Annotated in this window: 21 protein-coding genes; 16 read left to right on the top strand and 5 right to left on the bottom strand. The window is 73.3% G+C overall.

From position 1 onward, the window contains the following. Nucleotides 1-126: 126 nt before the first annotated feature. The 3 genes from ACFQ9Z_RS23725 to ACFQ9Z_RS23715 form a co-directional block, all read right to left on the bottom strand. Nucleotides 127-786, bottom strand: coding sequence for a response regulator (locus ACFQ9Z_RS23725; protein ID WP_383022138.1), 660 nt, complete (start codon nt 784-786; stop codon nt 127-129). A gap of 152 nt (nt 787-938) precedes the next feature. Beyond that, nucleotides 939-2,303: a sensor histidine kinase gene (locus ACFQ9Z_RS23720; protein ID WP_383022136.1), complete on the bottom strand. Its 1,365-nt coding sequence runs from the start codon at nt 2,301-2,303 to the stop codon at nt 939-941. Between the two features lie 267 nt (nt 2,304-2,570). Continuing rightward, on the bottom strand, nt 2,571-3,767 hold the full coding sequence (locus tag ACFQ9Z_RS23715) for a sensor histidine kinase (RefSeq protein ID WP_383022133.1): 1,197 nt from the start codon (nt 3,765-3,767) through the stop codon (nt 2,571-2,573). Between the two features lie 235 nt (nt 3,768-4,002). Between ACFQ9Z_RS23715 and ACFQ9Z_RS23710 the strand changes: the two genes are divergently transcribed. The 11 genes from ACFQ9Z_RS23710 (at nt 4,003) to htpX (ending at nt 15,456) form a co-directional block, all read left to right on the top strand. Beyond that, a complete protein-coding gene (locus ACFQ9Z_RS23710; RefSeq protein ID WP_143627993.1) occupies nt 4,003-4,419 on the top strand; it encodes an NADH-quinone oxidoreductase subunit A in 417 nt (138 codons plus the stop codon). Next, on the top strand, nt 4,410-5,030 hold the full coding sequence (locus ACFQ9Z_RS23705; protein ID WP_383022129.1) for an NADH-quinone oxidoreductase subunit B: 621 nt from the start codon (nt 4,410-4,412) through the stop codon (nt 5,028-5,030). The genes ACFQ9Z_RS23710 and ACFQ9Z_RS23705 overlap by 10 nt, the downstream gene beginning before the upstream one ends. Further along, nucleotides 5,030-6,799, top strand: a complete 1,770-nt coding sequence (locus ACFQ9Z_RS23700) for an NADH-quinone oxidoreductase subunit C (RefSeq protein ID WP_383022126.1) — start codon at nt 5,030-5,032, stop codon at nt 6,797-6,799. The genes ACFQ9Z_RS23705 and ACFQ9Z_RS23700 overlap by 1 nt, the downstream gene beginning before the upstream one ends. Further along, the gene (locus ACFQ9Z_RS23695; RefSeq protein WP_383022123.1) at nt 6,796-7,764 is read left to right on the top strand and encodes an NADH-quinone oxidoreductase subunit H; all 969 of its coding nucleotides are present in this window, start codon (nt 6,796-6,798) and stop codon (nt 7,762-7,764) included. The genes ACFQ9Z_RS23700 and ACFQ9Z_RS23695 overlap by 4 nt, the downstream gene beginning before the upstream one ends. 2 nt (nt 7,765-7,766) lie before the next feature. Then, on the top strand, nt 7,767-8,321 hold the full coding sequence (locus tag ACFQ9Z_RS23690) for a NuoI/complex I 23 kDa subunit family protein (protein ID WP_383022121.1): 555 nt from the start codon (nt 7,767-7,769) through the stop codon (nt 8,319-8,321). Then, nucleotides 8,318-8,920: an NADH-quinone oxidoreductase subunit J gene (locus ACFQ9Z_RS23685; RefSeq protein ID WP_383022119.1), complete on the top strand. Its 603-nt coding sequence runs from the start codon at nt 8,318-8,320 to the stop codon at nt 8,918-8,920. Before ACFQ9Z_RS23690 ends, ACFQ9Z_RS23685 begins: the two co-directional genes overlap by 4 nt. Then, a complete protein-coding gene (gene nuoK / locus ACFQ9Z_RS23680) occupies nt 8,920-9,306 on the top strand; it encodes an NADH-quinone oxidoreductase subunit NuoK (protein ID WP_383022117.1) in 387 nt (128 codons plus the stop codon). Before ACFQ9Z_RS23685 ends, nuoK begins: the two co-directional genes overlap by 1 nt. Then, nucleotides 9,303-11,297: an NADH-quinone oxidoreductase subunit L gene (locus tag ACFQ9Z_RS23675; RefSeq protein ID WP_383022114.1), complete on the top strand. Its 1,995-nt coding sequence runs from the start codon at nt 9,303-9,305 to the stop codon at nt 11,295-11,297. The genes nuoK and ACFQ9Z_RS23675 overlap by 4 nt, the downstream gene beginning before the upstream one ends. 6 nt (nt 11,298-11,303) lie before the next feature. Then, on the top strand, nt 11,304-12,881 hold the full coding sequence (locus tag ACFQ9Z_RS23670; protein ID WP_383022112.1) for an NADH-quinone oxidoreductase subunit M: 1,578 nt from the start codon (nt 11,304-11,306) through the stop codon (nt 12,879-12,881). Next, nucleotides 12,878-14,401 (top strand): NADH-quinone oxidoreductase subunit N, encoded by a 1,524-nt coding sequence (locus ACFQ9Z_RS23665; protein WP_383022110.1) that lies wholly within the window; start codon nt 12,878-12,880, stop codon nt 14,399-14,401. The genes ACFQ9Z_RS23670 and ACFQ9Z_RS23665 overlap by 4 nt, the downstream gene beginning before the upstream one ends. A 191-nt stretch (nt 14,402-14,592) precedes the next feature. Next, complete coding sequence (gene htpX / locus ACFQ9Z_RS23660; RefSeq protein WP_383022108.1) at nt 14,593-15,456, top strand: zinc metalloprotease HtpX; 864 nt, start codon at nt 14,593-14,595, stop codon at nt 15,454-15,456. A gap of 74 nt (nt 15,457-15,530) precedes the next feature. On the opposite strand, the gene ACFQ9Z_RS23655 is transcribed toward htpX, so the two are convergent. Then, nucleotides 15,531-15,932 carry a YccF domain-containing protein gene (locus ACFQ9Z_RS23655; protein ID WP_383022105.1) on the bottom strand — a complete coding sequence of 134 codons (402 nt, stop codon included), beginning with the start codon at nt 15,930-15,932 and terminating at the stop codon, nt 15,531-15,533. A gap of 616 nt (nt 15,933-16,548) precedes the next feature. Between ACFQ9Z_RS23655 and ACFQ9Z_RS23650 the strand changes: the two genes are divergently transcribed. The 5 genes from ACFQ9Z_RS23650 (at nt 16,549) to ACFQ9Z_RS23630 (ending at nt 23,041) form a co-directional block, all read left to right on the top strand. Then, nucleotides 16,549-17,724: a cytochrome P450 gene (locus tag ACFQ9Z_RS23650; protein ID WP_383022102.1), complete on the top strand. Its 1,176-nt coding sequence runs from the start codon at nt 16,549-16,551 to the stop codon at nt 17,722-17,724. Beyond that, a complete protein-coding gene (locus ACFQ9Z_RS23645) occupies nt 17,717-18,880 on the top strand; it encodes a cytochrome P450 (RefSeq protein ID WP_383022100.1) in 1,164 nt (387 codons plus the stop codon). The genes ACFQ9Z_RS23650 and ACFQ9Z_RS23645 overlap by 8 nt, the downstream gene beginning before the upstream one ends. Next, nucleotides 18,877-20,715 carry a S9 family peptidase gene (locus ACFQ9Z_RS23640; RefSeq protein WP_383022098.1) on the top strand — a complete coding sequence of 613 codons (1,839 nt, stop codon included), beginning with the start codon at nt 18,877-18,879 and terminating at the stop codon, nt 20,713-20,715. The genes ACFQ9Z_RS23645 and ACFQ9Z_RS23640 overlap by 4 nt, the downstream gene beginning before the upstream one ends. Further along, nucleotides 20,712-21,698, top strand: coding sequence for an aspartyl/asparaginyl beta-hydroxylase domain-containing protein (locus ACFQ9Z_RS23635; RefSeq protein WP_383022095.1), 987 nt, complete (start codon nt 20,712-20,714; stop codon nt 21,696-21,698). Before ACFQ9Z_RS23640 ends, ACFQ9Z_RS23635 begins: the two co-directional genes overlap by 4 nt. 92 nt (nt 21,699-21,790) lie before the next feature. Continuing rightward, nucleotides 21,791-23,041 carry an MFS transporter gene (locus tag ACFQ9Z_RS23630; protein WP_383022092.1) on the top strand — a complete coding sequence of 417 codons (1,251 nt, stop codon included), beginning with the start codon at nt 21,791-21,793 and terminating at the stop codon, nt 23,039-23,041. Nucleotides 23,042-23,241: 200 nt separating this feature from the next. Here ACFQ9Z_RS23630 and ACFQ9Z_RS23625 read toward each other — a convergent pair whose 3' ends face one another. After that, nucleotides 23,242-23,397 (bottom strand): hypothetical protein, encoded by a 156-nt coding sequence (locus tag ACFQ9Z_RS23625; protein WP_383022088.1) that lies wholly within the window; start codon nt 23,395-23,397, stop codon nt 23,242-23,244. Nucleotides 23,398-23,524 lie beyond the last annotated feature (127 nt).

Here is a 23,524-nt window from a genome sequence, read left to right as displayed (position 1 = left end):
CATGGCCGAGCGGCTCGCCGCGACTGTGCGTCTTCCACGGTTCCCTCCTCCGGCCTTCCACCACCCGAGTACCCGTCTCCACAGAAGCCGGACGGACTGACACCCGGCTGACACAGTCTCAGCCGGTCACGAGTTCAAGTAGGTGAGAACGGCCAGAACACGCCGGTGGTCGCCTTCGCTCGGGGACAGCCCGAGCTTCAGGAAGATGTTGCTGACGTGCTTCTCCACGGCTCCGTCGCTGACCACGAGTTGCCGGGCGACCGCCGAGTTCGTCCGGCCCTCCGCCATCAGCCCCAGCACCTCGCGCTCGCGCGGGGTGAGCCCCGCCAGCACGTCCTGCTTGCGGCTGCGCCCGAGGAGCTGCGCGACCACCTCCGGGTCCAGCGCCGTGCCGCCCCCGGCGACCCGCACCACCGCGTCGACGAACTCCCGCACCTCCGCGACCCGGTCCTTGAGCAGGTAGCCCACGCCCCGGGTGGAACCGGCCAGCAGTTCGGTGGCGTACCGCTCCTCCACGTACTGCGACAGCACCAGCACCCCGAGCCCCGGGTGCGTCCGGCGCAGCCGTACGGCCGCCCGGACACCCTCGTCGGTGTGGGTCGGCGGCATCCGCACGTCCGCCACCACCACGTCGGGCAGCTCTCCCTGCGCGTCCAGGTCGGCGATGGTCTTGAGCAGCGCCTCCGCGTCCCCGACGCCGGCCACGACGTCGTGCCCGCGGTCGGTCAGCAGCCGGGTCAGCCCCTCTCTCAGCAGCACCGAGTCCTCGGCGATGACCACGCGCACCCTGTTCTCCACTGTCTCCCGGCCCCCCACAGCCCGACCTTCCGACGGCGTCTCGTAAGAAGGTCAAGCATTCCAGCATTCGGGCCGACGCGCGCAGGACCGGGGGAAACAACCGCGCGGCGCGCGCACCCGCCCGGCCCCGGCGCGTCCGCTCAGCCGCGCCAGGGCAGCTCGGCGATCACCCGGGTGGGGCCGCCCGCCGGCGAGTCCACGACCAGGACCCCGTCCACCGCGTCCAGGCGGCCGGCCAGCCCCGCCAGACCCGAACCCCGGGCGGCGTCGGCCCCGCCGACCCCGTCGTCCCTGACCTGGATGAGCAGCCGGTCCTCGTTCCGCCAGACGTCGACCGACGCGGAGTGCGCCCGGCTGTGCTTGCTGATGTTCTGCAGCAGCTCGGAGACGGTGAAGTAGGCGATGCCCTCGATCGCCGGGGCGGGCCTGGCCGGCAGATCGACCTCCACGCGCACCGGGACCGCGCAGCGGGAGGCCACGGAGGACAGGGCCGCGTCCAGACCGCGGTCGGTCAGCACCGCGGGGTGGATGCCCCGGGCCAGGTCGCGCAGCTCCTGCAGCGCCGTCTTCACCTCGCCGTGCGCGTCCTCCACCATCCGGGCCGCCTCCCGCGGGTCCTCCCGCAGCTTCTCCTTCGCCAGCCCCAGGTCCATCGCCAGGTTCACCAGCCGGGCCTGCGCCCCGTCGTGCAGGTCGCGCTCGATGCGGCGCAGGTCGGCGGCCGCCGTGTCGACCACGACACCCCGGTCCGACTCCAGCTCCACCACCCGCGCCGACAGCCGCGACGGCCCCAGCAGCCCGCGCACCAGCAGCCCGTCCACCGTCGTCAGCCCCCGCACGATCCACGGCGTGGCCAGGGTGAACAACAGACCCGCCAGCGCCGTCACGCCGACCTCGAACGGGTTGTCCAGGTAGACGCTGTGGTGCGCGTCGCCGTAGAGCTGCAGGCCGTCCTGGCCCGCGTACATCGGGAACACCCAGAACCACAGCGGGTACGTCAGCAGGGACCAGCCGGTGGTCCAGAAGGTCACCGCCACGACGAACGAGAACACCGCCCAGGGGAACTGCACCAGCGCGTACAGCAGGTGCCGCCAGGAAGCGCCGCTCTTGAGGACCGCGCCCATCCAGGCGAACGCCCCCGGCTTGGCCGTCCGCAACGGCTCCGGGTCGGCCACCTCAAGGCGCAGCAGCGCACGCGCGCGCGTGCGTTCCAGAACGCCGAAGCCGCGGCAGCCGGCGAGCCCCGCCGCCAGCACCGGGACCCCGAGGAAGGTGATGAGCAGGCCGGCGCCGAGCGACACCATCGTGACCGTCCAGCAGAACAGCACGACCGCGACCGGCAGGCCCAGCAGCACATGGCCGAGCTCGCGCCAGCTCCGCGCCTCGACGGGCGCCCGCAGCGCGGCGGGCAGCCGGTGGCGCCGTTCCCCGTCCTGGGTGGGGAAGCCGGATCCGGCGGGGTGCCCGTGTCCCCGCCCGTACCCCTGTCCGTACTCCGTGGCCATCGGTGTCGTCCGTTCTCCTCGTCCTGGCGGCGCTGCTGCGACCGTGTCTCCAGAGTGGCGGGCCGCGGCCTCCGGTGACATGGAGGTCGTCGGCGTCTTGGACCGGGGGTTTTCCCCACCACGGGCGTGCCCACCACGGGGGTGGGGGCCGGGCGGCGCGATGGTGTGACGCGGCGGGGGGCGACGCGGACAGGCCCGGGGGGCGTGCCACGGCGGGGGCCGGGTGGCGTCACGCGGGCGGGCCCGGCGGTCGGTGCGGGCGGCCGGCTATTCCTGGCGGTCCCGCCAGGGCAGCTCCGCCGTGACCACGGTCGGGCCGCCGGCCGGGGAGTCGACGAGGAACAGGCCGTCCACCGCGCCCAGCCGCTCCGCCAGGCCCCGCATGCCGCTGCCGCTCTCCAGCCGGGCGCCGCCGCGTCCGTCGTCCCTGACCTGGATGAGCAGCCGGTCCTCGTTCCGCCAGACGTCGACCGACGCGGAGTGCGCCCGGCTGTGCTTGCTGATGTTCTGCAGCAGCTCGGAGACGGTGAAGTAGGCGATGCCCTCGATGGCCGCCGCGGGCCGGGTCGGCAGGTCCGCCGTCACCTTCACCGGCACCGTGCAGCGGGAGGCCACGGAGGACAGGGCCGCGTCCAGGCCGCGGTCGGTCAGCACCGCCGGGTGGATGCCCCGGGCCAGGTCGCGCAGCTCCTGCAGAGCGAGCTTCACCTCGCCGTGCGCCTCCTCCACCATCGCGGCGGCCGAGTCGGGATCCTCCAGCAGCTTCTCCTTCGCCAGGCCGAGACCCATGGCGAGGTTCACCAGCCGGGCCTGCGCCCCGTCGTGCAGGTCGCGCTCGATGCGGCGCAGGTCGGCGGCCGCAGTGTCGACCACGACCCCGCGGTCCGACTCCAGTTCGGCGATCCGCCGCTCCAGCTCGTCGGAGGGCGACAGCAGCCCCCGCACCATCGCCCGGTCCACGTTGGACAGCCCCCGCGCGATGAACGGCAGTACCGGCCACAGCACGAACAGCGAGACCAGCACGGTGCTGAAGGTGAGGATCCCCCAGGGCAGCCGGATGAGGTCGTACAGCAGAGTCCGCCAGCCCACCGGGTCCTTCAGCGCCAGCCACAGCCGCTGCAGCACCCCGCCGCCCCGGGCGATCGGCAGCGGCGACGGCTCGTCCACCCGGACCCCGAGCAGCGCCCGGGACCGGATCCGCTCCAGCTTGCCGAGCTGCCGTGCGCCCAGCAGGCACACCGCGAGCAGCGGCAGCCCGATCACCGTCAGGGTGAGGACACCGCTGACGAGCACCACCGTGAACACGTACGTGAAACCGAACACCGCCATCGGCAGGTTCAGCAGGAGGTGCGAGACCTCTTTCCAGGTACGCGCGTCGAGGGCGACACGGGCGGGCGGAAGGCGGTCGGCGGGAAGACGGTCGGAGCCTTCGGTCCGGCCTGCGGCGGAGGCGGAAGCGGTCATGCGGGCCAGCCTGCCGTGCCCGGCGCCCCTTGTGCCATGCGGCCCACCGCCCCCGTCCCCTGGGGAAAACCCCACCCCTCGCCCGGTCCTCGCGTCCCATGCCGTGACGGGCTGCTTACCGTGTCTTTATCAGGGCCTAGACTCCCGTGCGTACAGATCCTCGAATCAGGTCGCGGCAGCACGGGCCACTGCGCCGGGTTCACCAAGGGCACTAGGTCAGGGAGCGAGGCGGACGGTGCGGGAGACGTTGGGGGACTCGACGGTCGCCGCGGCGGACGTCGCGGCCGGTTACTTCCGGTCCTACTCGGTCGTGGGACTGCTCGCGCTCGTCGGCGTGCTCTTCGTCGCGGTCGCCTTCGGCGCCGGCCGGCTGCTGCGCCCGGTGGTGCCCACCCCGGAGAAACTGCTCACCTACGAATGCGGCGTCGACCCCGTCGGCGAGGGCTGGGCCCACACCCAGGTCCGCTACTACGTCTACGCCTTCCTCTACGTGATCTTCGCGGTCGACTCGATCTTCCTGTTCCCGTGGGCGACGGTGTTCGCCGCCCCCGGCTACGGCGCGACCACCCTCGTGGAGATGTTCATCTTCCTCGGCTTCCTCGCCGTGGGCCTGCTGTACGCCTACAAGAAGGGGGTGCTGGCATGGACGTGAACCCGTCCGCCACGGACAACCCGTCCGCCGCGCAGCCCGTCCTGCTTCCGGAGCCCAAGCGGCTGGGCGCCCTCGCCCGGCTCGCCCCCGAGCCGATGAAGGTGGTCCTGAACTGGGGCCGCCGCTACTCGCTGTGGGTGTTCAACTTCGGCCTCGCCTGCTGCGCGATCGAGTTCATCGCCGCGTCGATGGCCCGCCACGACTTCATCCGCCTCGGTGTCATCCCCTTCGCGCCGGGCCCCCGCCAGGCCGACCTGATGGTCGTCTCCGGAACGGTGACGGACAAGATGGCCCCGGCCGTGAAGCGCCTGTACGAGCAGATGCCGGAGCCGAAGTACGTCATCTCCTTCGGCGCCTGCTCCAACTGCGGCGGCCCCTACTGGGACTCGTACTCCGTCACCAAGGGCGTCGACCAGATCATCCCGGTCGACGTGTACGTGCCCGGCTGCCCGCCGCGGCCCGAGGCGCTGCTCCAGGGCATCCTCAAGCTCCAGGAGAAGATCGCGGCCGAGTCGCTCGAGCACCGGTACGGGACCGCCCGGCCGTCCGCGGCCGCGCTGCGGAGCGACCTGGTGAAGCCGCCGGCGCCCGCCCCGGAAGGGGACGCGTGATGAGCACGGCAGGCTGGCTGCCCGCTCCCGCCGGGGAACTCTTCGGCGCCGACGCCACGGCCGAGGAGTCGTACGAGGTCCTGACGGTGGACGTGCCGCCGTCCTCCTGGCTCACCGCCCTGGAGACGGCCCGCACCACCCTGGCCTGCACCTACTTCGACTGGCTGAGCGCGGTCGACGAACCGGGGACGGGTTTCCGGGTCTCGGCCCACGTCGTGGCGCTCCACCCGGTCCGCCGTCTGCTGATCCGCACGACCGTGCCGCACGAGGCGCCGGCGCTGCCGTCCGCCGTCGGCGTCTACGCGGGGGCGGCCTGGCACGAGCGCGAGACGCACGAGATGTTCGGGGTCGTCTTCGAGGGCCACCCGGGCCTGGAGCACCTGCTCCTCCCGGAGACCTTCGAGGGCCACCCGCTGCGCAAGGACTTCGTCCTCGCCGCCCGGGTGGCCAAGGCCTGGCCCGGCGCCAAGGAGCCCGGCGAGTCCGACCACGGTGGCCCCAAGCGCCGCCAGATGCTGCCGCCGGGCGTGCCCGACCCGAACGAGTGGGGCCCGTTGAAGGGCCAGTTGCCGCCCGCCCCGGCGCGCCCGGCCCGGGGCGCGGGTCGCGCCGCGGGCGAACGTCCGGCACGCGCGGCGGGCGAACGCCCCGTACGGCGCACCCGCACGGCGTCGGATGGCTCCGCCAGCCAGACCGGTGAGGCCGCGGCTGGGGCGGCTGGCGCCGTCGGAGGTGTCGGCGGTGCCGAGGCTGCTGGGGCCGCCGGAGGTGCCGGTGCGGCCGGTGCTGCTGGGGCTGCCGGAGGTGCTGGTGCCACTGGGGCTGCTAGCGCTGCTGGAGCTCCAGGAGGCGCCGGTGCCGCCGGGGCTGCCGGGGCCGGCCGAGCCGCTGGCGCCGCGGCGCGGCCGCGTCGGATGAGGAGCGCGAACGAAGGCTCGGTGAGCCAGTCGGCGGCGCCGGCCGAGGACGCGGCGGTGCGCGAGCAGGCCGCGGCCGAGGGCGACGCCACGCCGGCGTCGGCGGAGGGACCGGCCGCGGAGGCCTCGGTGGCCCACGAGCCCGGACCGGCACCCGCCCGGCCGCGCCGTGCGCGCAGCGCCTCGGAGGGCTCGGCCTCACAGCGGGCCGAGGCCCCGGCCGAACCGGACGGCTCCGCCCGCCGGAGTACGGCCCCGCGCAGCTCCGACGCCCCCTGGCACCACGCCCGCCCGGCCTTCGACCAGCGGCCCGAGTCCGCCCCGGAACCGGAGCGCGCCCGGAAGGCAGGCGAGGGCGAGCGAGGCCCGGAGCCCGAGCGGACCCAGGAGGCACAGGCGGCGGAGGCCAAGCGAGCCGCGCAAGCCGAACAGACCCCGAAGCCGGAAGCCGAACAGGCCCCGAAGGCCGAGCCGGCCCCGAAGGCCGAGCAGACCCCGAAGGCTGCGGGACAGGCAGCACCGGATGCTGAGCAGGCCGCAAAGGCTGAGCGAGCTCCAGAGCCTGAGCCGGTCCGGGAAGCCGAGCGTGCCTCGGAGCCTGAGCCGGCCGCAGAGCCCAAGCCGGTCCGGGAAGCCGAGCGTGCCTCGGAGCCTGGGCCGGCCGCAGAGCCCAAGCCGGTCCGTGAAACCGACCGCGCCCCGGAGCCCGAGCCGGCCCCGGGGAGCGGGCGCGCCCAGGATGCCCAGGGCTCCGCGGACGCCCATCCGGCTCAGCGCCCCCAGGGCGCTTCCGGGTCCCGGAGCCCCGAAGAACCCCCCACCCCTGACGACCCCACAGGAGGCCCGCGGTGAACGACGCGCTGGATGTCGTCCTGCGACTCCTGGTCGTGTTCGTCGTCTTCCTCACCTTCCCCCTGATCGTGGGCCAGACTGAGCACAAGGTGATGGCCCACATGCAGGGCCGCCTCGGCCCGATGTACGCGGGCGGCTTCCACGGCTGGGCCCAGCTCGTCGCCGACGGCGTGAAGTTCGCGCAGAAGGAGGACGTGGTCCCGGCCGGCGCCGACCGCCGTGTCTTCCAGCTCGCCCCGGCCGTGGCCCTGCTGCCGTACCTGCTGGTCCTGCTCGCCGTCCCGATCGGGCCGGGCGAGGGCGCCGTCGGGCAGGTGCTGGACGCGGGGATCTTCTTCGTGCTCGCGGTGATGGGCGTCGGCGTCCTCGGCTCGCTGATGGCGGGCTGGGCCAGCGCCAACAAGTTCTCCCTGCTCGGTGGCCTGCGCACGGCGGCCCAGCTGCTCGCCTACGAGCTGCCCATGCTGCTGGCCGCGGCCTCCGTCGCCATGGCCGCCGGCACCGTCTCCCTCCCGGGGATCGTGCACGCCTTCCACTGGTGGTGGCTGCCCTGGCAGATCGTCGGCGCGATCGTGTTCTTCGTGGCCGGCCTCGCCGAACTGCAGCGCCCGCCCTTCGACATGCCGGTCGCCGACTCGGAGATCATCTTCGGCGCCTACACCGAGTACACCGGTCTGCGGTTCGCGCTGTTCCTGCTCGCCGAGTACGCCGGCATCGTCGTCCTGTGCGGGCTGACCACCGTCCTCTTCCTGGGCGGCTGGCACGGCCCGTGGGGAGCCGAGGGCCTCGGCTGGCTGTGGACCCTGCTGAAGACCGCGATCCTCGCCTTCGTCGTCATCTGGCTCCGCGTGACCTACCCCCGCCTGCGCGAGGACCAGCTCCAGAAACTCTCCTGGACCCTCCTCGTCCCCCTGTCCCTCGCCCAGATCGCCCTCACCGGCATCGTCAAGGTGGTGATCCAGTAGCCATGGCTCCGATTCCCGGCAGCGGCCTGGCCAAGGGCCTGGCCGTCACCCTGCGCACGATGACGCGGAAGACCGTCACCGAGCAGTACCCCGAGTCGCTCCCCGAACTGCCGCCCCGCACGCGCGGTGTGATCGGCCTGTTCGAGGAGAACTGCACGGTCTGCATGCTGTGCGCCCGCGAGTGCCCCGACTGGTGCATCTACATCGACTCGCACAAGGAGACGGTCCCTGCGGCCGCCCCCGGCGGGCGCGAGCGCAGCCGCAACGTCCTCGACCGGTTCGCCATCGACTTCTCCCTGTGCATGTACTGCGGTATCTGCATCGAGGTCTGCCCCTTCGACGCCCTGTTCTGGTCCCCGGAGTTCGAGTACGCCGAGACCGACATCCGCGAACTCACCCACGAGCGCGACAAGCTCCGCGAGTGGATGTGGACCGTCCCGGCCCCGCCGGCCCTCGACCCGGGAGCGGAGGAGCCGAAGGAGATCGCCGCGGCCCGCAAGACCGCCGAGAAGCTCGCCGCCCAGCGGGCCGCCGAACACGGGGAGGAGCAGTCGTGAGCCTCGCCGAAGCCCAGCACGGCTTCCTGTCCCCGACCGGCGTGGAGATCGCCTTCCTCCTCGTCGGCATGGTCACCCTCGGCGCCGCGCTCGTCACCGTCACCACCCGGCAACTGGTGCACGCCGCCCTGTGGCTGGTGGTCGCGCTCGGCGGACTGGCCGTCGAGTACCTCCTGCTCACCGCCGAGTTCATCGCCTGGGTGCAGGTCCTCATCTACGTCGGCTCCGTCGTCGTCCTCCTCCTGTTCGGTCTGATGCTCACCAAGGCCCCCGTCGGCCGCTCACCGGACGCCGACTCCGGCAACCGCTGGGCCGCCCTGGCCGTCGCGGGCGCGGCGGCGGCAGCCCTGGTGTGGGTGGTCGTCGACGCGTTCCGCACCACGTGGATCGACCTGGACGGCCCGGCGGCCGGCACCACCCGCGTGACCGGCCAGAGCCTGTTCCAGCACTGGGTGCTGCCCTTCGAGGCGCTGTCCGTCCTGCTCCTCGCCGCCCTGGTCGGTGCGATCGTCCTGTCCCGCAAGGCGGCAGCGGCGGAGCCGCCCCCGGGCGCCGCCCCCGTGGCCGGCGCCCCCGGCGAGAAGGAAGGCGCCCGCTGATGCACCTCGCCTATCCCGCCGTCCTCTCCGCCCTGCTGTTCTGCACCGGCCTGTACGGCGTCCTCGCCCGCCGCAACGCGATCCTGGTCCTGATGTCCGTCGAGCTGATGCTCAACGCCGTCAACCTCAACCTGGTCGCCTTCGACGTCTGGCTCAGCCGCGCCGCCGAGGAGACGCTGCACTCCGGGCAGGCGCTGACCCTGTTCACCATCGCCATCGCCGCCGCCGAGATCGGCATCGGACTGGCGATCGTGCTCGCCGTGTACCGCAACCGCGGCACCTCCGACATCGACAGGCTCCGCGACACCGCCGAGGGCCACGGCGACGACACCGACGGCCCGGGCACCGACGCCCCCGCGGCCGAGAAGACCGAGGCCACCGCGTGACCACGACCACCCTCGCCGTCCTCGTCCCCCTCCTGCCGTTCCTCGGCGCCGCCGCCGGGCTGCTGCTCGGCCGCACCGCCCCGAGTTTCGTCCGCCCGCTCGCCGTGCTGCCGGCCGCGGCCGCGCTGGTGCTGGCCGCGCTGGTCGCCGTACGGCAGGGCGGCGGCCAGGCCATCGAGGCCCACACCGAGCTGACGCCCACCGGCTCGGTGCCGATCGACCTGGCCCTGGACGTCGACGGCTTCGCCGCGCTCGTCGCCGTCCTGGTCGCGTTCGTCGCGACCTGCGTGCAGGTCTACTCGACCGGCTACCTGCGCGACGACCCGCGCTACTCCTCCTACGCCGCCCTCGTCTCCCTGTTCACCTCCGCGATGCTCCTGGTCGTCTACTCCGGCGACCTGATCGTGCTGCTGGTCGGCTGGGAAGTCATGGGCATCTGCTCCTACTTCCTGGTCGGCCACTACTGGGAGACCCCCGAGGCCCGCGCCGCCTCCCTGAAGGCCTTCCTCGTCACCAAGCTCGGCGACGTGCCGTTCCTCATCGGCCTGTTCGCCCTGGGCACCGCCGCCGGATCGTTCAACATCCCGCGCGTCCTCTCCGCCGTGGCGAACGGCAGCATCGACCACCCGACGGTCGTCGCCCTGCTGCTGCTCGCGGGCGTGGCCGGCAAGTCGGCGCAGTTCCCGCTGCACACCTGGCTCCCCGACGCCATGGCGGGCCCCACCCCCGTCTCGGCCCTGATCCACGCCGCGACGATGGTCGCCGCCGGTGTCTACTTCGTCGCCCGTCTCCTCCCGCTCTTCGAGGCCTCACGGGCCGCGATGGTGGTCCTCGCCGTCATGGCCGCCGTCACGATGACCGGCTCCGGACTCGCCGCGCTCGCCCAGGACGACATCAAGCGCGTACTCGCCTACTCCACGATCGGGCAGCTCGGCTACATGACCGGCGCGCTCGCCGTCGGAGACCGCGGCGCGGCCGTCTTCCACCTCCTTGCGCACGGCGCCTTCAAGGCGCTGCTGTTCCTCGCCGCCGGCGTGATCATCCACGCCGCGGGCACCAACTCGCTGGCCGCCATGTCCCGCATGGGCCACCTGCGCGACCGCATCCCGGACGCCTACTGGACGATGACCGTGGCGCTGCTCGCGCTCGCCGCGATCCCGCCCTTCAGCGGCTTCTTCTCCAAGGAGTCCGTCCTCGGCGCCGCCGAGCACGTGGCCACCGGACACACCGCCCAGGCCCCCGGCGCGGCCGGCTGGCTCGTGCTGGCCGCCGGACTGCTCACCGCCCTGCTCACCGCCGCCTACGCCACCCGGCTGTGGCTGCTGGCCTTCCGCGGCCGGGGCGCCGAGGTCCCCGACCACGGCCGCCAACCGCTGACGATGACCGTGGTGCTGTGGGTCCTCGCCGTGCCGTCGCTGGCCTTCGGCGGGCTCGCCTACCGCTCGCTGCCCGGCTGGTTCGACGGCCGCGACCTCGCCCCGACCCTCCTCACCTCCATCCTCGGCACCGGCCTCTCCGTGGTCGGCGGACTCCTCGCCTACGGGGCCTGGCAGCGCACCACCGCGCTCGCCGCCCGGGTCCCGCTGGGCGCCGTCGCCGCCCACCCCGAGGGCGACGCCGGACTGGTCGAGGCCGAGGCCATCGCCGGCCACGAACCCGCCTACGGCGACATCGCCCGGGCGCCCGACCCGGCCGACCCCGCACGGCTGCTGCTCGGCCCGCTGCACCGGCACGCGGCCGCCGGCTTCCACCTGGACGCCGTGTACTCGGCGCTGTTCGTCCGCCCGGTCCAGGCCGGCGCGAGCCTCGTCCGCTTCCTCGACCGCGAGGTCGTCGACACCTACGTACGCGGCGCGGCCGCCCTGCCCCGGCTGCTCGGGGCCGCCGTGCGGCGGGCACAGACCGGCAATGTGCAGACCTATGTGAGCGCGCTGCTCGCCGGCACCGTCGTCCTGGCGGTCGCCGTCCTCCTCGTCGCCACGGGAGCGTGAGCAGGCGTGACCGATATCAACGAGTCCGTGATGCAGTTCCTTCTGGCATTCGTCGTCGCCGGCCCGCTCCTCGGCGCCGCCACCGCTCTCCTGCCGGCCCCGCCCGGGCTGAAGGGGAAGTCGCCCGAGCAGGCCGTGCTGCGGCACGGTGTCACCGTGACCGGCGTGATCCTCGCCGCCGCCGTCGTCCTCGCGCTCGGCTTCGACCACGGCCATCCGTCGAGGATGCAGGCCACGACCGACATCAGCTGGATCCCCGCACTCGACGTGCGGATCCACCTCGGCATCGACGGCATCTCACTCCCCCTGGTGGTGCTGACCGCGCTGCTGGCCTTCCTGTGCGCGCTCTACTCCTACTTCAAGCCGCCGTCGGGCCCGTCCCCGAAGGCGTTCGTCGCACTGCTGCTCCTGCTCGAGACCGGCACCCTCGCCACCTTCGCCGTCCTCGACCTGCTGCTGTTCTTCCTCGCGTTCGAGACGGTGCTCATCCCGATGTACTTCCTCATCGCCCGCTGGGGCGGCGAGGGCCGCACCAGGGCCGCGTGGAAGTTCATCCTGTTCACCCTGCTCGGTTCCGTGGTCATGCTGCTCGGCCTGCTCCTGATCGGAGTCAAGGCGGGCACGTTCGACATGGTGGCACTCGCCACTGACAACGGCCGGTCGCTGACCACATCCGTGCAGGTCATCGCCGTTCTGGCGATCGGGATCGGACTCGCGGTCAAGACGCCGATGTGGCCCCTGCACAGCTGGCTGCCCGACGCCCACACCGCAGCCCCGACGGTCGGCTCGGTCCTGCTGGCCGGCGTCCTGCTGAAGATGGGCACGTACGGTTTCGTGCGCATCCTGCTGCCGGTCGCGCCCGACGGCTTCCGCACCTTCGCGCCGTACCTCGCCGCCTTCGCCGTGGTCGGGATCATCTACGGGTCCCTGGCCTGCCTGGCCCTGGCCAAGCGGGGCGCGAGAGGCGACCTCAAGCGGCTCATCGCCTACTCCTCCGTCGGCCACATGGGCTTCGTCCTGCTCGGCATCGCCACCATGACCCCGACCGGCGTGAACGGCGCCCTGTTCGCCAACATCGCCCACGGTCTGATCACCGGCCTGCTCTTCTTCCTGGTCGGCGCCCTGAAGGACCGCACCGGCACCACCGACCTCGACACGCTCTCCGGGGAGACGGGCGCCGCCCTGTACGCCAGGGCCCCGCGCCTCGGCGGACTGCTCGCCTTCGGCGCCGTCGCCTCGCTCGGCCTGCCCGGCCTCGCCGGGTTCTGGGGCGAGATGCTGGCCCTGTTCGGCTCGTTCAGCCCCGCCGCCGGCCTCAGCCGGCCCGCCTTCCTCACCTTCATGGCGATCGGCGCGTTCGGCACCCTGCTGACGGCCGCGTACATGCTGATCGTGGTCCGCCGGGTCTGCATGGGCGCCGTACCGCGGCAGGCCCCGCCCACCCTCGCCGACGTGCACGGCTACGAGTTCGCGGCCTGGACCCCGCTCGTCACCCTCACCGTCCTCGCCGGACTGTGGCCGCGTGCCCTGCTCGGCCTGACCGACCCGGCCGTGCAGCAGCTCCTCGCAGGAGGCACCCGATGAGCGCCCTGGCCCAGGCCCCGGCCCAGTCGCTGGTCCAGTCCGTCGACTGGCTCGCGATCGCGCCGCCCACCATCACCGCGGTCGTGGCGCTCGCGGTCCTCGTCGCCGACCTCTTCCTCCCCGAGGCGCGCAAGCCCCTCCTCGGCTGGACCTCCGTGGCCGGCCTGGCGGTGGCCACGCTGACGCTGCTGCCGCTCCTCGACGGCGACCGCAGCACCTTCTGCCTGCCCCGCCCCGCGCGCGCGTGCAGCTACACCGCCGACCACTTCACCCTCGTCATCCAGTTCCTCGTGCTCGGCGGCGCCCTGCTGGCGGCCCTGCTGTCGGTGACGAACCTCGGCGACGAGCGGCGGCGCATCCCGACCGGGGAGTTCTGGTTCCTGCTGCTGTCCTCGGCGGCCGGCGCCGCCCTGCTGCCCGCCTCCCGGGACCTGGCCACCCTGATCGTCGCCCTGGAGGTCGCCTCCCTGCCGGCCTTCGCACTCGTCGGCATCCGGCACGGCGACAAGCGGTCCGCCGAGGCGGCCCTGAAGTTCTTCCTGTCCTCGGTCACCGCCACCGCGGTCAGCCTGCTGGGCGTCAGCTTCGTCTACGCCTCCACCGGCACCCTCTACCTCACGCAGGTCGCCCAGCGCATCCAGCACGTCGACGGCCAGTTGCACACCCTCGCCCAGACCGGCGTGGTCCTCACCCTGGTCGGCTTCGCCTTCAAGACCGCCGCGGTGCCCTTCCACTTCTGGGTGCCCGACACCTACGTGGGCGCACCCCTGCCCATCGCCGCCTACCTGTCGGTCGTCGGCAAGGCGGTCGGCTTCTCCGGGCTGATCCTCGTCACCGTGGTCGCCTTCCCCTCCTACGCCGACGCCTGGGGGCCCGCGCTCGCCGCCCTGGCCGCCCTCACCATGACCGTCGGCAACGTCGGCGCCCTGCGCCAGCAGGCCACGCGCGCGTACAGCGCCGTACGGCTGCTCGCCTGGTCCTCCGTCGGCCAGGCCGGCTACCTGCTCGTGCCGATCGCCGCCGCCGGATACTCGAAGGACCCGCAGAAGGCGGTCGGCTCCACCGTCGCCTACGCCCTCATGTACGCCGCCGTGAACCTCGGCGCGTTCGCGGTGGCCGCCCTGGTGGGCCGCACGAAGTCCCTCAACCGGCTCAGCGACTACCGCGGCCTGTACGCGGCCAACCCGGTCACCGCCCTGCTGCTGGCCTTCTTCCTGCTGTGCCTCGCCGGGCTCCCGCCGGGCGTCATCGGCCTGTTCGCCAAGGTCACGGTGTTCTCGGCCGCCGTCGACGCGGGCCTCGGCTGGCTCGCCGTCGTCATGGCCGTCAACGTGGTGATCGCCCTCTTCTACTACCTCCAGTGGACGGCGCTGCTGTTCCGCGCGCCCGAGGGCGCACCCGCCCGGCACCCGCTCCCGGCCCCCCTCACCGCCGCCCTCGCCCTCACCGGGGCCCTCGGTGTGGTGCTCTCCGGCGCGCCCCAGCTGGTCCTGCGCTTCGCCGCCACCGGACTGTTCTGAGGACTCGTCACGCGCGTAGGGGGCACCGGTGGTCCCGCGCGCGCGGCAGGCCGAAAGAGCACGTCACCCGTACGGCCGACGCGCCCCGCCGTCCGTACCGGGGAACTCGCGGCGGCCGCCTGGCGTTGACCAGAGCGGGAGGGTCCACTGGACCAAGGGGTTCCCGCGCAGCACGACTTGGAGGGCGTACCGTGCACCGCCGGCACAACGGGCTGAGGACCGCAGTACTCCTCGGAGGGCTGTCCGCGCTCATCATCGTCATCGGCAGCCTCTTCGGCCGGGCGGGACTGATCGTGGCGGTCCTGATCGCGCTGGGCACGAACGCGTACGCGTACTGGAACAGCGACAAGCTGGCGCTCCGCGCGATGCGGGCCCGCCCGGTCAGCGAGTTCGAGGCCCCCGCGCTGTACCGGATGGTCCGCGAGCTGTCCACGCAGGCCCGGCAGCCCATGCCACGCCTGTTCATCTCGCCCACGGAGGCGCCCAACGCCTTCGCGACCGGCCGCAACCCGCGCAACGCCGCCGTGTGCTGCACGGAGGGCATCCTGCGCCTGCTCGACGAGCGCGAGCTGCGCGGCGTCATCGGTCACGAGCTGAGCCACGTCTACAACCGCGACATCCTCATCTCGTCGGTGGCCGGCGCCCTCGCCTCGGTGATCATGTTCCTGGTCAACTTCGCCTGGCTGATCCCCATCGGCCGCTCCGACGACGACGAGGGCCCCGGTCTGTTCGGCATGCTGCTGATCATGATCCTGGGCCCGCTCGCCGCCTCCCTCATCCAGCTGGCCATCAGCCGGTCCAGGGAGTACGAGGCGGACGCCTCGGGCGCCCAGCTCACCGGCGACCCGCTGGCCCTGGCCAGTGCCCTCCGCAAGCTGGAGCTCGGCACCCAGCAGCTCCCGCTGCCCCCCGAGCCCCGGATCGAGACCGCGAGCCACATGATGATCGCGAACCCCTTCCGACCGGGACAGGGGCTGGCCAGGATGTTCTCCACCCACCCGCCCATGGCGGAACGCATCTCCCGGCTCGAGGCGATGGCGGGCCGTCGCGGCTGAGGCGCTCCACGGCGCTCCCTGCGCCGGGCGGCCCCACCGCGGCCGTTCCGGGAGCAGCCGTCGCCGCCGTTCGGTCAGCGCGTGCCGAACCGCTGATCGGTGGGGACGACCTCCCGTCCGAGCGGCATGAGCGAGATGGGGATGAGCTTCAGGTTGGCCCACCCGAAGGGGATCCCGATGATCGACACGAACAGCGGGATGCTCGTCACCAGGTGGGCCAGGGCCAGCCACCACCCCGCGAACACCACCCAGATCACGTTGCCGACGAACGAGCCGGCCCCGGCGTCCGCCCGGTCGACGGTGGTCCGTCCGAACGGCCACAGCACGAACCCGGCGATGCGCAGCGACGCGATGCCGAACGGGATGGTGATGATCAGGGCGAAGCAGATCAGCGCGGCGATCAGGTAGCCGATCGCCATCCAGAGGCCGCAGAAGACGAGCCAGAGCACGTTGAGCAGCAGGTTGAAGACCTTCATGGTCGGTACCTCTCCAGGTCGCTCCGTCGCCATGCCGGCTCCACCAGTATCGGCGGGACGGCCGTCCGGACCGAACGGAGCGGCCGACGGGGCGGGGTGCCGTCAGAGGTCCGCTCCGGCCGGTGGCGCTCATATTCGGACACCACGCGGCCGAAGCCGCACGCGTGACGCCCGGCCGGCGCCGCCGTACGCACCCGCCCCTGCTGCGCTGCCTTCACGGAGGGGCCCGGCAGGCGCCACCGGCGGTTGATCAAACATTCATACGCCACCCTGTTTCGGTCACCTTTTCACCCCTGGGCAATTGCCGGGGAAATACGTACACGGTCGCCAAAGGCAACCGGACAAAGTGCTGCGATCCGGGCCGGTTGAAAGTCACCGGAAGTCATCGAGCGTCATTGACGAGGTCATGCCGGCTACCTACATTCACTCTGGCTCGCCGCCCGGTGGGTCCCCGGTGTGAAACCGAAAGCCGTCTGGAGGTGCCGCCATGCGCTACGCCTACTGATAAGACGTGACGGCGGCCCGGGTCATTAAACGACCCGGGCCGCCGCTCTGCCGGAAGCCGGCGACACGCATTACCCACCTGCTATGTCAAACGAATTGATGGGGCCACGGCATGGACGGATACAACCCCCTCGACCCGGCGACCGTGGCGGACCCCCACCCGGTGTACCGCCGACTCCGCGAGAGCACACCCGTCTTCTTCAGCGAACGGCTGAACTCCTGGGTGCTGACCCGCTACGCCGACTGTCACCGTGTGCTCGCCGAGACCGAGACGTTCGCGGCGGACTGGCGCCGCGCCGGACACGACGACGGCCCCGCCTCCGTCGCCAGCATGCAGGAGCTCGACCCGCCGGACCACACCCCGCTGCGCCGCCTGTTCACCACCGCCTTCCGCGACCAGGACCTCGACACCATCGGCGAACGCGCGGCCGCCGAGGCGATCGCCGCGCTCGAACGATGCGCAGGCCGGCCGTCGTTCGACTTCACCGCCGAAGTGGCCCGTCCGGTCGCGCTGTCCGCGGTCTGCCGCCTCCTCGGCGTCGCCGAGCCGCCGGTCTCCTCGTTCGCCGCCCAGTCCGACGCGCTCGTGCGCGGCATGGACGCCGGCCTCCTGCCCGAGGTGCTCGAACCGGCCCTCGCCGCCCGCCGCCAGATCAACGACCTCATCGCCTCCTGGCACACCGCCGCGCCCCGCCCGGGCCTGCTGCGCGAGGTCCTGGCCGGCGCCGGACCGGCCGGCGTCACCGAGGAGGCGGTGTGGAACAGCGTCCGGGTGCTGTTCCTCGCCGGCTTCAGCACCACCGTGGGCGCCGCGGCCAACGCCGTCCTCGCCCTGCTGGAGCACCCCGAGGCGCTCGAACGCATGCGTGATCCCGCGCTGCTCGCGACCGGCGTCGACGAACTCCTGCGCTACGACGGCCCGGTGCAGGGCACGAGCCGCGCCTGCGTGACACGCACCGAGATCGGCGGCGCAGTGATCGAGCGCGGCCAGATCGTGCTCGCGCTGTTCGCCGCCGCCAACCGCGACCCCGAGCGCTTCCCCGACCCGGACACCCTCGTCCTCGACCGGACGCCGAACCGGCACCTGTCGCTCGGCTGGGGCCCGCACGCCTGTTCCGGGGCGATCCTGGCCCGCCTCATCATCCGGGCCCTGGTGGCCGCCCTGCTCAAGGCGCCCGCGCCGATGCGGCTCGCCGCCGCCCCGACCCGCGCCCCGCGGGCCACCCTTCGCTACCCCGACACACTTCCCGTCACCCTCCGACCCGCTGGGAGCGACGTCCATGCCTGAGTTGACCACGGAGTACAACCCCCTCGATCCGGCCACCCTGGACGACCCCTACCGGGTGTACGCGGAACTCCGTGCGGCCGGCACCCCGCTGTGGAGCGAACGGCTGGACAGCTGGGTCCTCACCTCCTACGACGACTGCAAACGGGTGCTCCTGGACCACGAGCGCTTCGCCGCCGACTGGCGCCGGGCCGGCGAGACCGTGCCCGAGCCCGCCCTGGACGTCCACACGGTCGACCCGCCCGAGCACACGGCCATCTACGGCGTGCTCGCCGACGCCCTGCGCGACATGACCTCCCCCGCCCTGGCCGCCCGGGTCAGGGCCCACGTCTCCGACCGGCTCGACGCGCTGCCGCCCGGGCCGGTGAACCTGATCACCGACTTCACCGAGCCGCTCGCCCGCTGGTTCATCCCGGAGGCCGTCGGGCTGCCGCAGTTCGACCTCGACGAGATCCGGCCCGTAGCCGAGGCGATCACCCGCGCCATGGACTCCGGGCTGGTGCCCGAGACCCGCGAACCCGGCGTCGCCGCCCAGCGCAAACTGGCCGCACTCATCGACGGCTGGGTCGCCGGCATGCCCGCCGGAAGACCCATCAGGGACCTGGTCGACCGGGCCGACGCGGCGGGCGTCCCGCACCAGCTCACCATGAACTCGCTGCGCACCCTGGTCGTCAACGGGTTCACCGCGGTTCCCGCCTCGCTCGGGAACGCCCTGAACGCCCTCGCCCGGCTTGAAACGCCGCCGAAAGCCGTGTTCGACAGCCCGGAAACCCTGGAAAGGGCGCCGCACGAATTCTTCCGGTTCGAGGCTCCCATTCAGGGCACCACCCGGCTCGCCGTCGCCGACACCGAATTCGCCGGAGTCGAGGTGCGACGCGGCCAGGGAATGCTGATGCTTTTCGCCGCGGCCAACCGCGACCCGGCACAATTCAGCGATCCCGACCGGCTCGATTTCCGGCGGAAAGCCAATCACCACCTGTCGTTCGGATACGGCGCCCACGCCTGCACCGGATCGATGCTCGCCCACCTGCTGCTGCGGGAAGTGCTCACCGTGCTCGCCGAACGCGGCATGGAGATCCGGCCGACCGGGCCCGCCGTGCACAAGCGCCTGGCGACCGTCCGCACGCTCGCCGAACTCCCGGCGGAAGTCATCCGGTGACCGGCACGCCACCCGCGGCGGAACCGGACGAGGACCGCTGGCGGGCCCGGGTCCGCGCCCCGCGCGTCACCCTGCCCCGCTGGGCCCGCGACGCCCCGGACCGCTGCCTGTACCGGTCCAACGCCTCGGGGACCTGGGAGCTGTACGCCTGGGACCGGGCCGCCGGCACGCACCGCCAGGTCACCCGGCGTCCGCACGGCACCTGGACGGGCGCGGTCGACCCCTCGGGCGCCTGGATCTGGTGGTTCGCCGACCGCGACGGCGGCGAGTTCGGGGTGTGGATGCGCCAGCCGTTCGACGGCGGCCCCGACGAGCCCGCCACCACCCTGGAGCCGGCCTACCCCGCCGGCCTCGCCCTCGGCGCCGACGGGCTGGCCGTCGTCGGCCGCGCCGCCGCGGACGGCAGCTCGGTCCACGTCTGCCGCCCCGGCGCCGAACCCGTGCCCGTGTACGCGCACCAGGCGGACGCCCGGGTGGCCGCGCTGTCCCACGACGGCACCCTCATCGCCGTCGCCCACGGCGAGCACGGCGACAGCCGCCACCCCGCGCTGCGCGTGCTGCGCACCGACGGGACCACGGTCGCCGACCTCCACGACGGCCCCGGCCTCGGGCTGACCGCCTGCGCGTTCGGACCCGCCGCCGGGGACGGCCGCCTGCTGGTGGAACACGAGCGCCGCGGCCGCGCCGAACCCCTGCTCTGGGACGTGCGCACCGGCGAGGTCCGGGAGATCACCCTCGACCTGCCGGGGGAGACGGCCGCCGACTGGTACCCGGACGGCTCCGCCCTCCTCGTCTCGCACACCCGGCACGCCCGCGACGAGCTGTACCGCTACGACCTGCGGTCGGGGGAGCTCACCCGGATCCCCACGCCACCCGGCTCCATCGGGGTCCCGCTCGACCGGATCGCGGACGCCGCCACGGTGCGCCCGGACGGGACCGTCGAGTACGCCTGGTCGTCGGCGGCGGAGCCTCCCGTGGTGCGCTCCACCGGGACCGGTGTCCTGCTGAGTCCGCCAGGACCGCCCTGCCCGCCGTCGGTACCGGTGGAGGACGTGTGGGTGGACGGTCCCGGCGGCCCGGTGCACGCCCTGGTGTCCCGGCCGCCCGGCTGGACCGCCCCGGGCGCCTGCGTCTTCGAGGTGCACGGCGGTCCCATCGGCTTCGACGCCGACATCTTCGACCCCTCCGTCGCGGCCTGGGTCGACCACGGCTTCGCCGTGGTGCAGGTCAACTACCGCGGCTCCACCGGATACGGCGCCCAGTGGCGGGACGCCATCGAGGGCCGCCCTGGACTGACCGAGCTGGAGGACGTCGAAGCCGTCCGCGACTGGGCCGTGGCGTCCGGTCTCGCCGACCCCCGCCACCTGGTCCTGACCGGACGCTCCTGGGGCGGCTACCTCACGCTGCTCGGCCTCGGCACCCGCCCCTCGAACTGGGCGGTCGGCGTCGCCGCCATGCCGGTGGCCGACTACCTGGCGGCCTACGAGGACGAGATGGAGGAACTGCGGGCCTACGACCGCTCCCTGTTCGGCGGCTCGCCCGACGAGGTCCCGGAGCGCTACCGGGCCTCCTCCCCGCTCACCTACGCCGACCGGGTCACCGCCCCCCTGATGATCATCGCCGGGGAGAACGACCCCCGCTGCCCCATCCGGCAGATCGACAACTACATCGCACGCATCGCCGGCCTCGGCCTGGAACACGAGGTCTACCGCTACGACGCGGGCCACGGCTCCCTCGTCGCCGGGGAGCGCATCCGGCAGATCGCCGCCACCGTCGGGTTCGCCCGCAAGCACGTCCGGTCTCTCAGCCCGCACCCGTCCGGAGGCACCGCATGACCGTGACCGACAACGCCGCCCCCACGATGCCCGCGGAGGCGGCACGACTCGCGGCCGGCTTCGACCCCGCCAGGCTCCTGGCCGACCTCGACGCCGTCCGCACACACCAGTGGAAGCTGCAGCGGTACTTCGGGGACGGGGTGGGCGCCCAGGCGGAGGTCGACTGGCGCATCCTGCCGCTGCGCAGCCCCGGCGGCGACCCCTCCCGCACCGACCCGGGCGGGCCGGGCAGCCAGGAGTGCGCGGAGACGGAATGGCTGGCCCGCACCCCGTACCTGCGCGAGGTGCTCGCCGCCGTTCCCGCGCCGCTGCGCGCGGTCCGGCTGATGGCCCTCGGCCCGGGCGCGGTGAGCGACGTGCACAACGACACCAAGTACGGCCCGGCCTGGGGGGTCGCCCGCCTGCACGTGCCCATCACCACCCACCACGAGGCCACCCTGGTGCTCGACGGGGTGACGCACAGGTGGCAGCCCGGCGAGTTCTGGTTCGGCGACTTCTCCCGGATGCACAAGGTGGAGAACACGGGCTCCGAGTCACGCGTGCACATGGTCGTCGACTGCCTGATGGTGCCGGAGCTGGCGGCGGTGTTCCCCGCCGGGTGGCAGGAGTACTTCGCCCACGGCGAGGTGCTGCTCAACCGGCCCGAGACCCCTTACACCGGCGACCCGGGCCGGCTGGCGCGCCGCTTCCAGGTGCCGCCGCCCTTCGCCGACTGGGAGGAGGAGGGGGAGTTCCCGGACGCCCCGGAGCGCGTCCAGGCCGAGATCGCCGTCACACCCGGCGGGGTGGAGTTGCGCGTCGCCCCCGACCAGAGCTTCCCCCTCGTCCACATCGCCGACGCGGAGTTCCGCTTCGCGGGGTGGAGCCAGGAGCGGACCCTCCAGCTTCTCGACGGCCCTCGGGCCGGCGTCGCGCTGCGCACCCGCGTCGGCCGCGACGTACGGGAACTGATCGTCAACTCCGAGCCCGTGGAGCCCAGTTGACGTTCACGGGATAGATTTCCCGGGAACTGCCTGCGGACGAGACGGCTCATGGAGGCGGCGCCCCGGCGGCGCCGGCTGCCCTGAGGAGGGTCATGCGGAAGTACCTCGACGTGCTGCGGATCGCCGACTTCCGGCGACTGTGGACCGGCTCCACGCTGAGCCTGCTCGGCGACGGGGCGAGCTGGACCGCGATGGCCTGGCTCGCCGTCACACACGGCGGCGCGGCCTCGCTCTCCCTGCTCGGGCTGTGCTACACCGCGCCCATCCTGGTCGGCGGGGTGCTGGGCGGCGCGGTCGTGGACCGCTTCTCCCGCCGGGCGCTGCTCATCGTCGACTCGCTGTGCCGGGGCGTCGCCATGGGAGCCGTTCCGCTCCTCGCGCTCAGCGGGCTCTTCCACCTCTGGCAGCTCTACGCGGCCGCCGCCGTCTGCGGCCTGTTCAAGATCCTCCCGATCGCCATCACCCCCGCCGTCGTCCCCGAACTCGTCCCGCAGGACCGGCTGGCCACCGGCACCGCCCTGGAGACGATCGCCCAGGGCGTGGCCAGCCTCACCGGACCGGCGATCGGCGGCGCGCTGATCCCGCTGCTCGGCGCGCAGGCCGTGCTCGTCCTGGACGCGGCCACCTTCCTCGCCTTCCCGCTGTTCGTGCTGCGGATGGACCACCGGCTGCCCCGGCCGTCCGGCACTGCCGACGAGCGGTCCCGCAGCAGCTGGGTGCCGGTCGTCCGGCTGGTGCTCAGGGACCGGGCCCTGCTGGTCATCACCATCGCGTTCAGCGCGCTCAACACCGCCGCCGGCATGCTGATGGTGATGCAGCCGTGGCTGGCCCATGACCGGCTCCGGGACGGCGCGGGCGTCCTCGGCCTGCTGGTGGCCGGCCTCGCCGCGGCCGAGCTGCTCGGCTCGTTCGCCGGCGGCACCCTCAACGCCTCGGCCCGGCCGATGCTGCGCATCGGCGCCTGCCAGCTCCTCGCCGGCACCGGCCTGCTGCTGTTCCTGGGCGGCCACCTGCCCGCGATCCTGGCCGGCCAGCTCGTCTTCGGAGTCGGCAGCGCCCTCGCCACGGTCTCCTCCCAGGTGGTCCGCTACGCCCGGACGCCACCGGCACTCCTGGCCCGCACGATGACCCTGATGCGGACCCTGATGCTGGGCGCCATCCCCCTCGGCTCACTCCTCGCCGGCCCGCTTCTCGCCGGCCAGCGCTACACGGCCACGGTGCTGGTCATGGTGGCCATCACCGTCGTGCCCGGGCTGCTGATGTGCGCCGTCCGCCTCCCGGCCCTCCCGACCACCCCGCCCCGGCCCTCCGCTTCCGCCGAGGAACACCTGGTCGAGGGCTGACGGGGGACGCGGACGGCGCGCCTCGACCGCGGCTCCGGGCCAGGCACGTCAGGGCGTGGTCGCGGAGCCAGGCACGTCAGGCGTGGTCGCGGGCGGGGCACGTCAGGCGTGGTCGCGGCGGGGGATGGCAGCGCCCTGGGCTGGGAGTGCGGGGCGCCGCAGCGGACCGCGGGTGTCCGGGGCGGTCGCGGTCGTGGGCGTCAGGCGTGGTCGCGGCGCGTCCACCACCGGCGTGCGCCGTAGGCCAGTACGCCCAGGGCGAGTACGCCGGTGCCCGTGGCGACCGAGGCCGGCGGCAGGGCGAAGGCCAGTGCGGCGCAGCGCACCGGTCCGTCCGCCCCGCCGGTATGACTCATCCGGGCGGGTGGGCTCGCAGCGTGTCAGGCGCGGTCGCGGCGCGTCCACCACCGGCGTGCGCCGTAGGCCAGTACGCCCAGGGCGAGTACGCCGGTGCCCGTGGCGACCGAGGCCGGCGGCAGGGCG

Source organism: Streptomyces sp. NPDC056580 (assembly GCF_042793175.1).
Classification (GTDB): domain Bacteria; phylum Actinomycetota; class Actinomycetes; order Streptomycetales; family Streptomycetaceae; genus Streptomyces.
The sequence above is the reverse complement of the archived record's forward strand: the minus strand, read 5'-3'. Positions and strand labels throughout refer to the sequence as shown.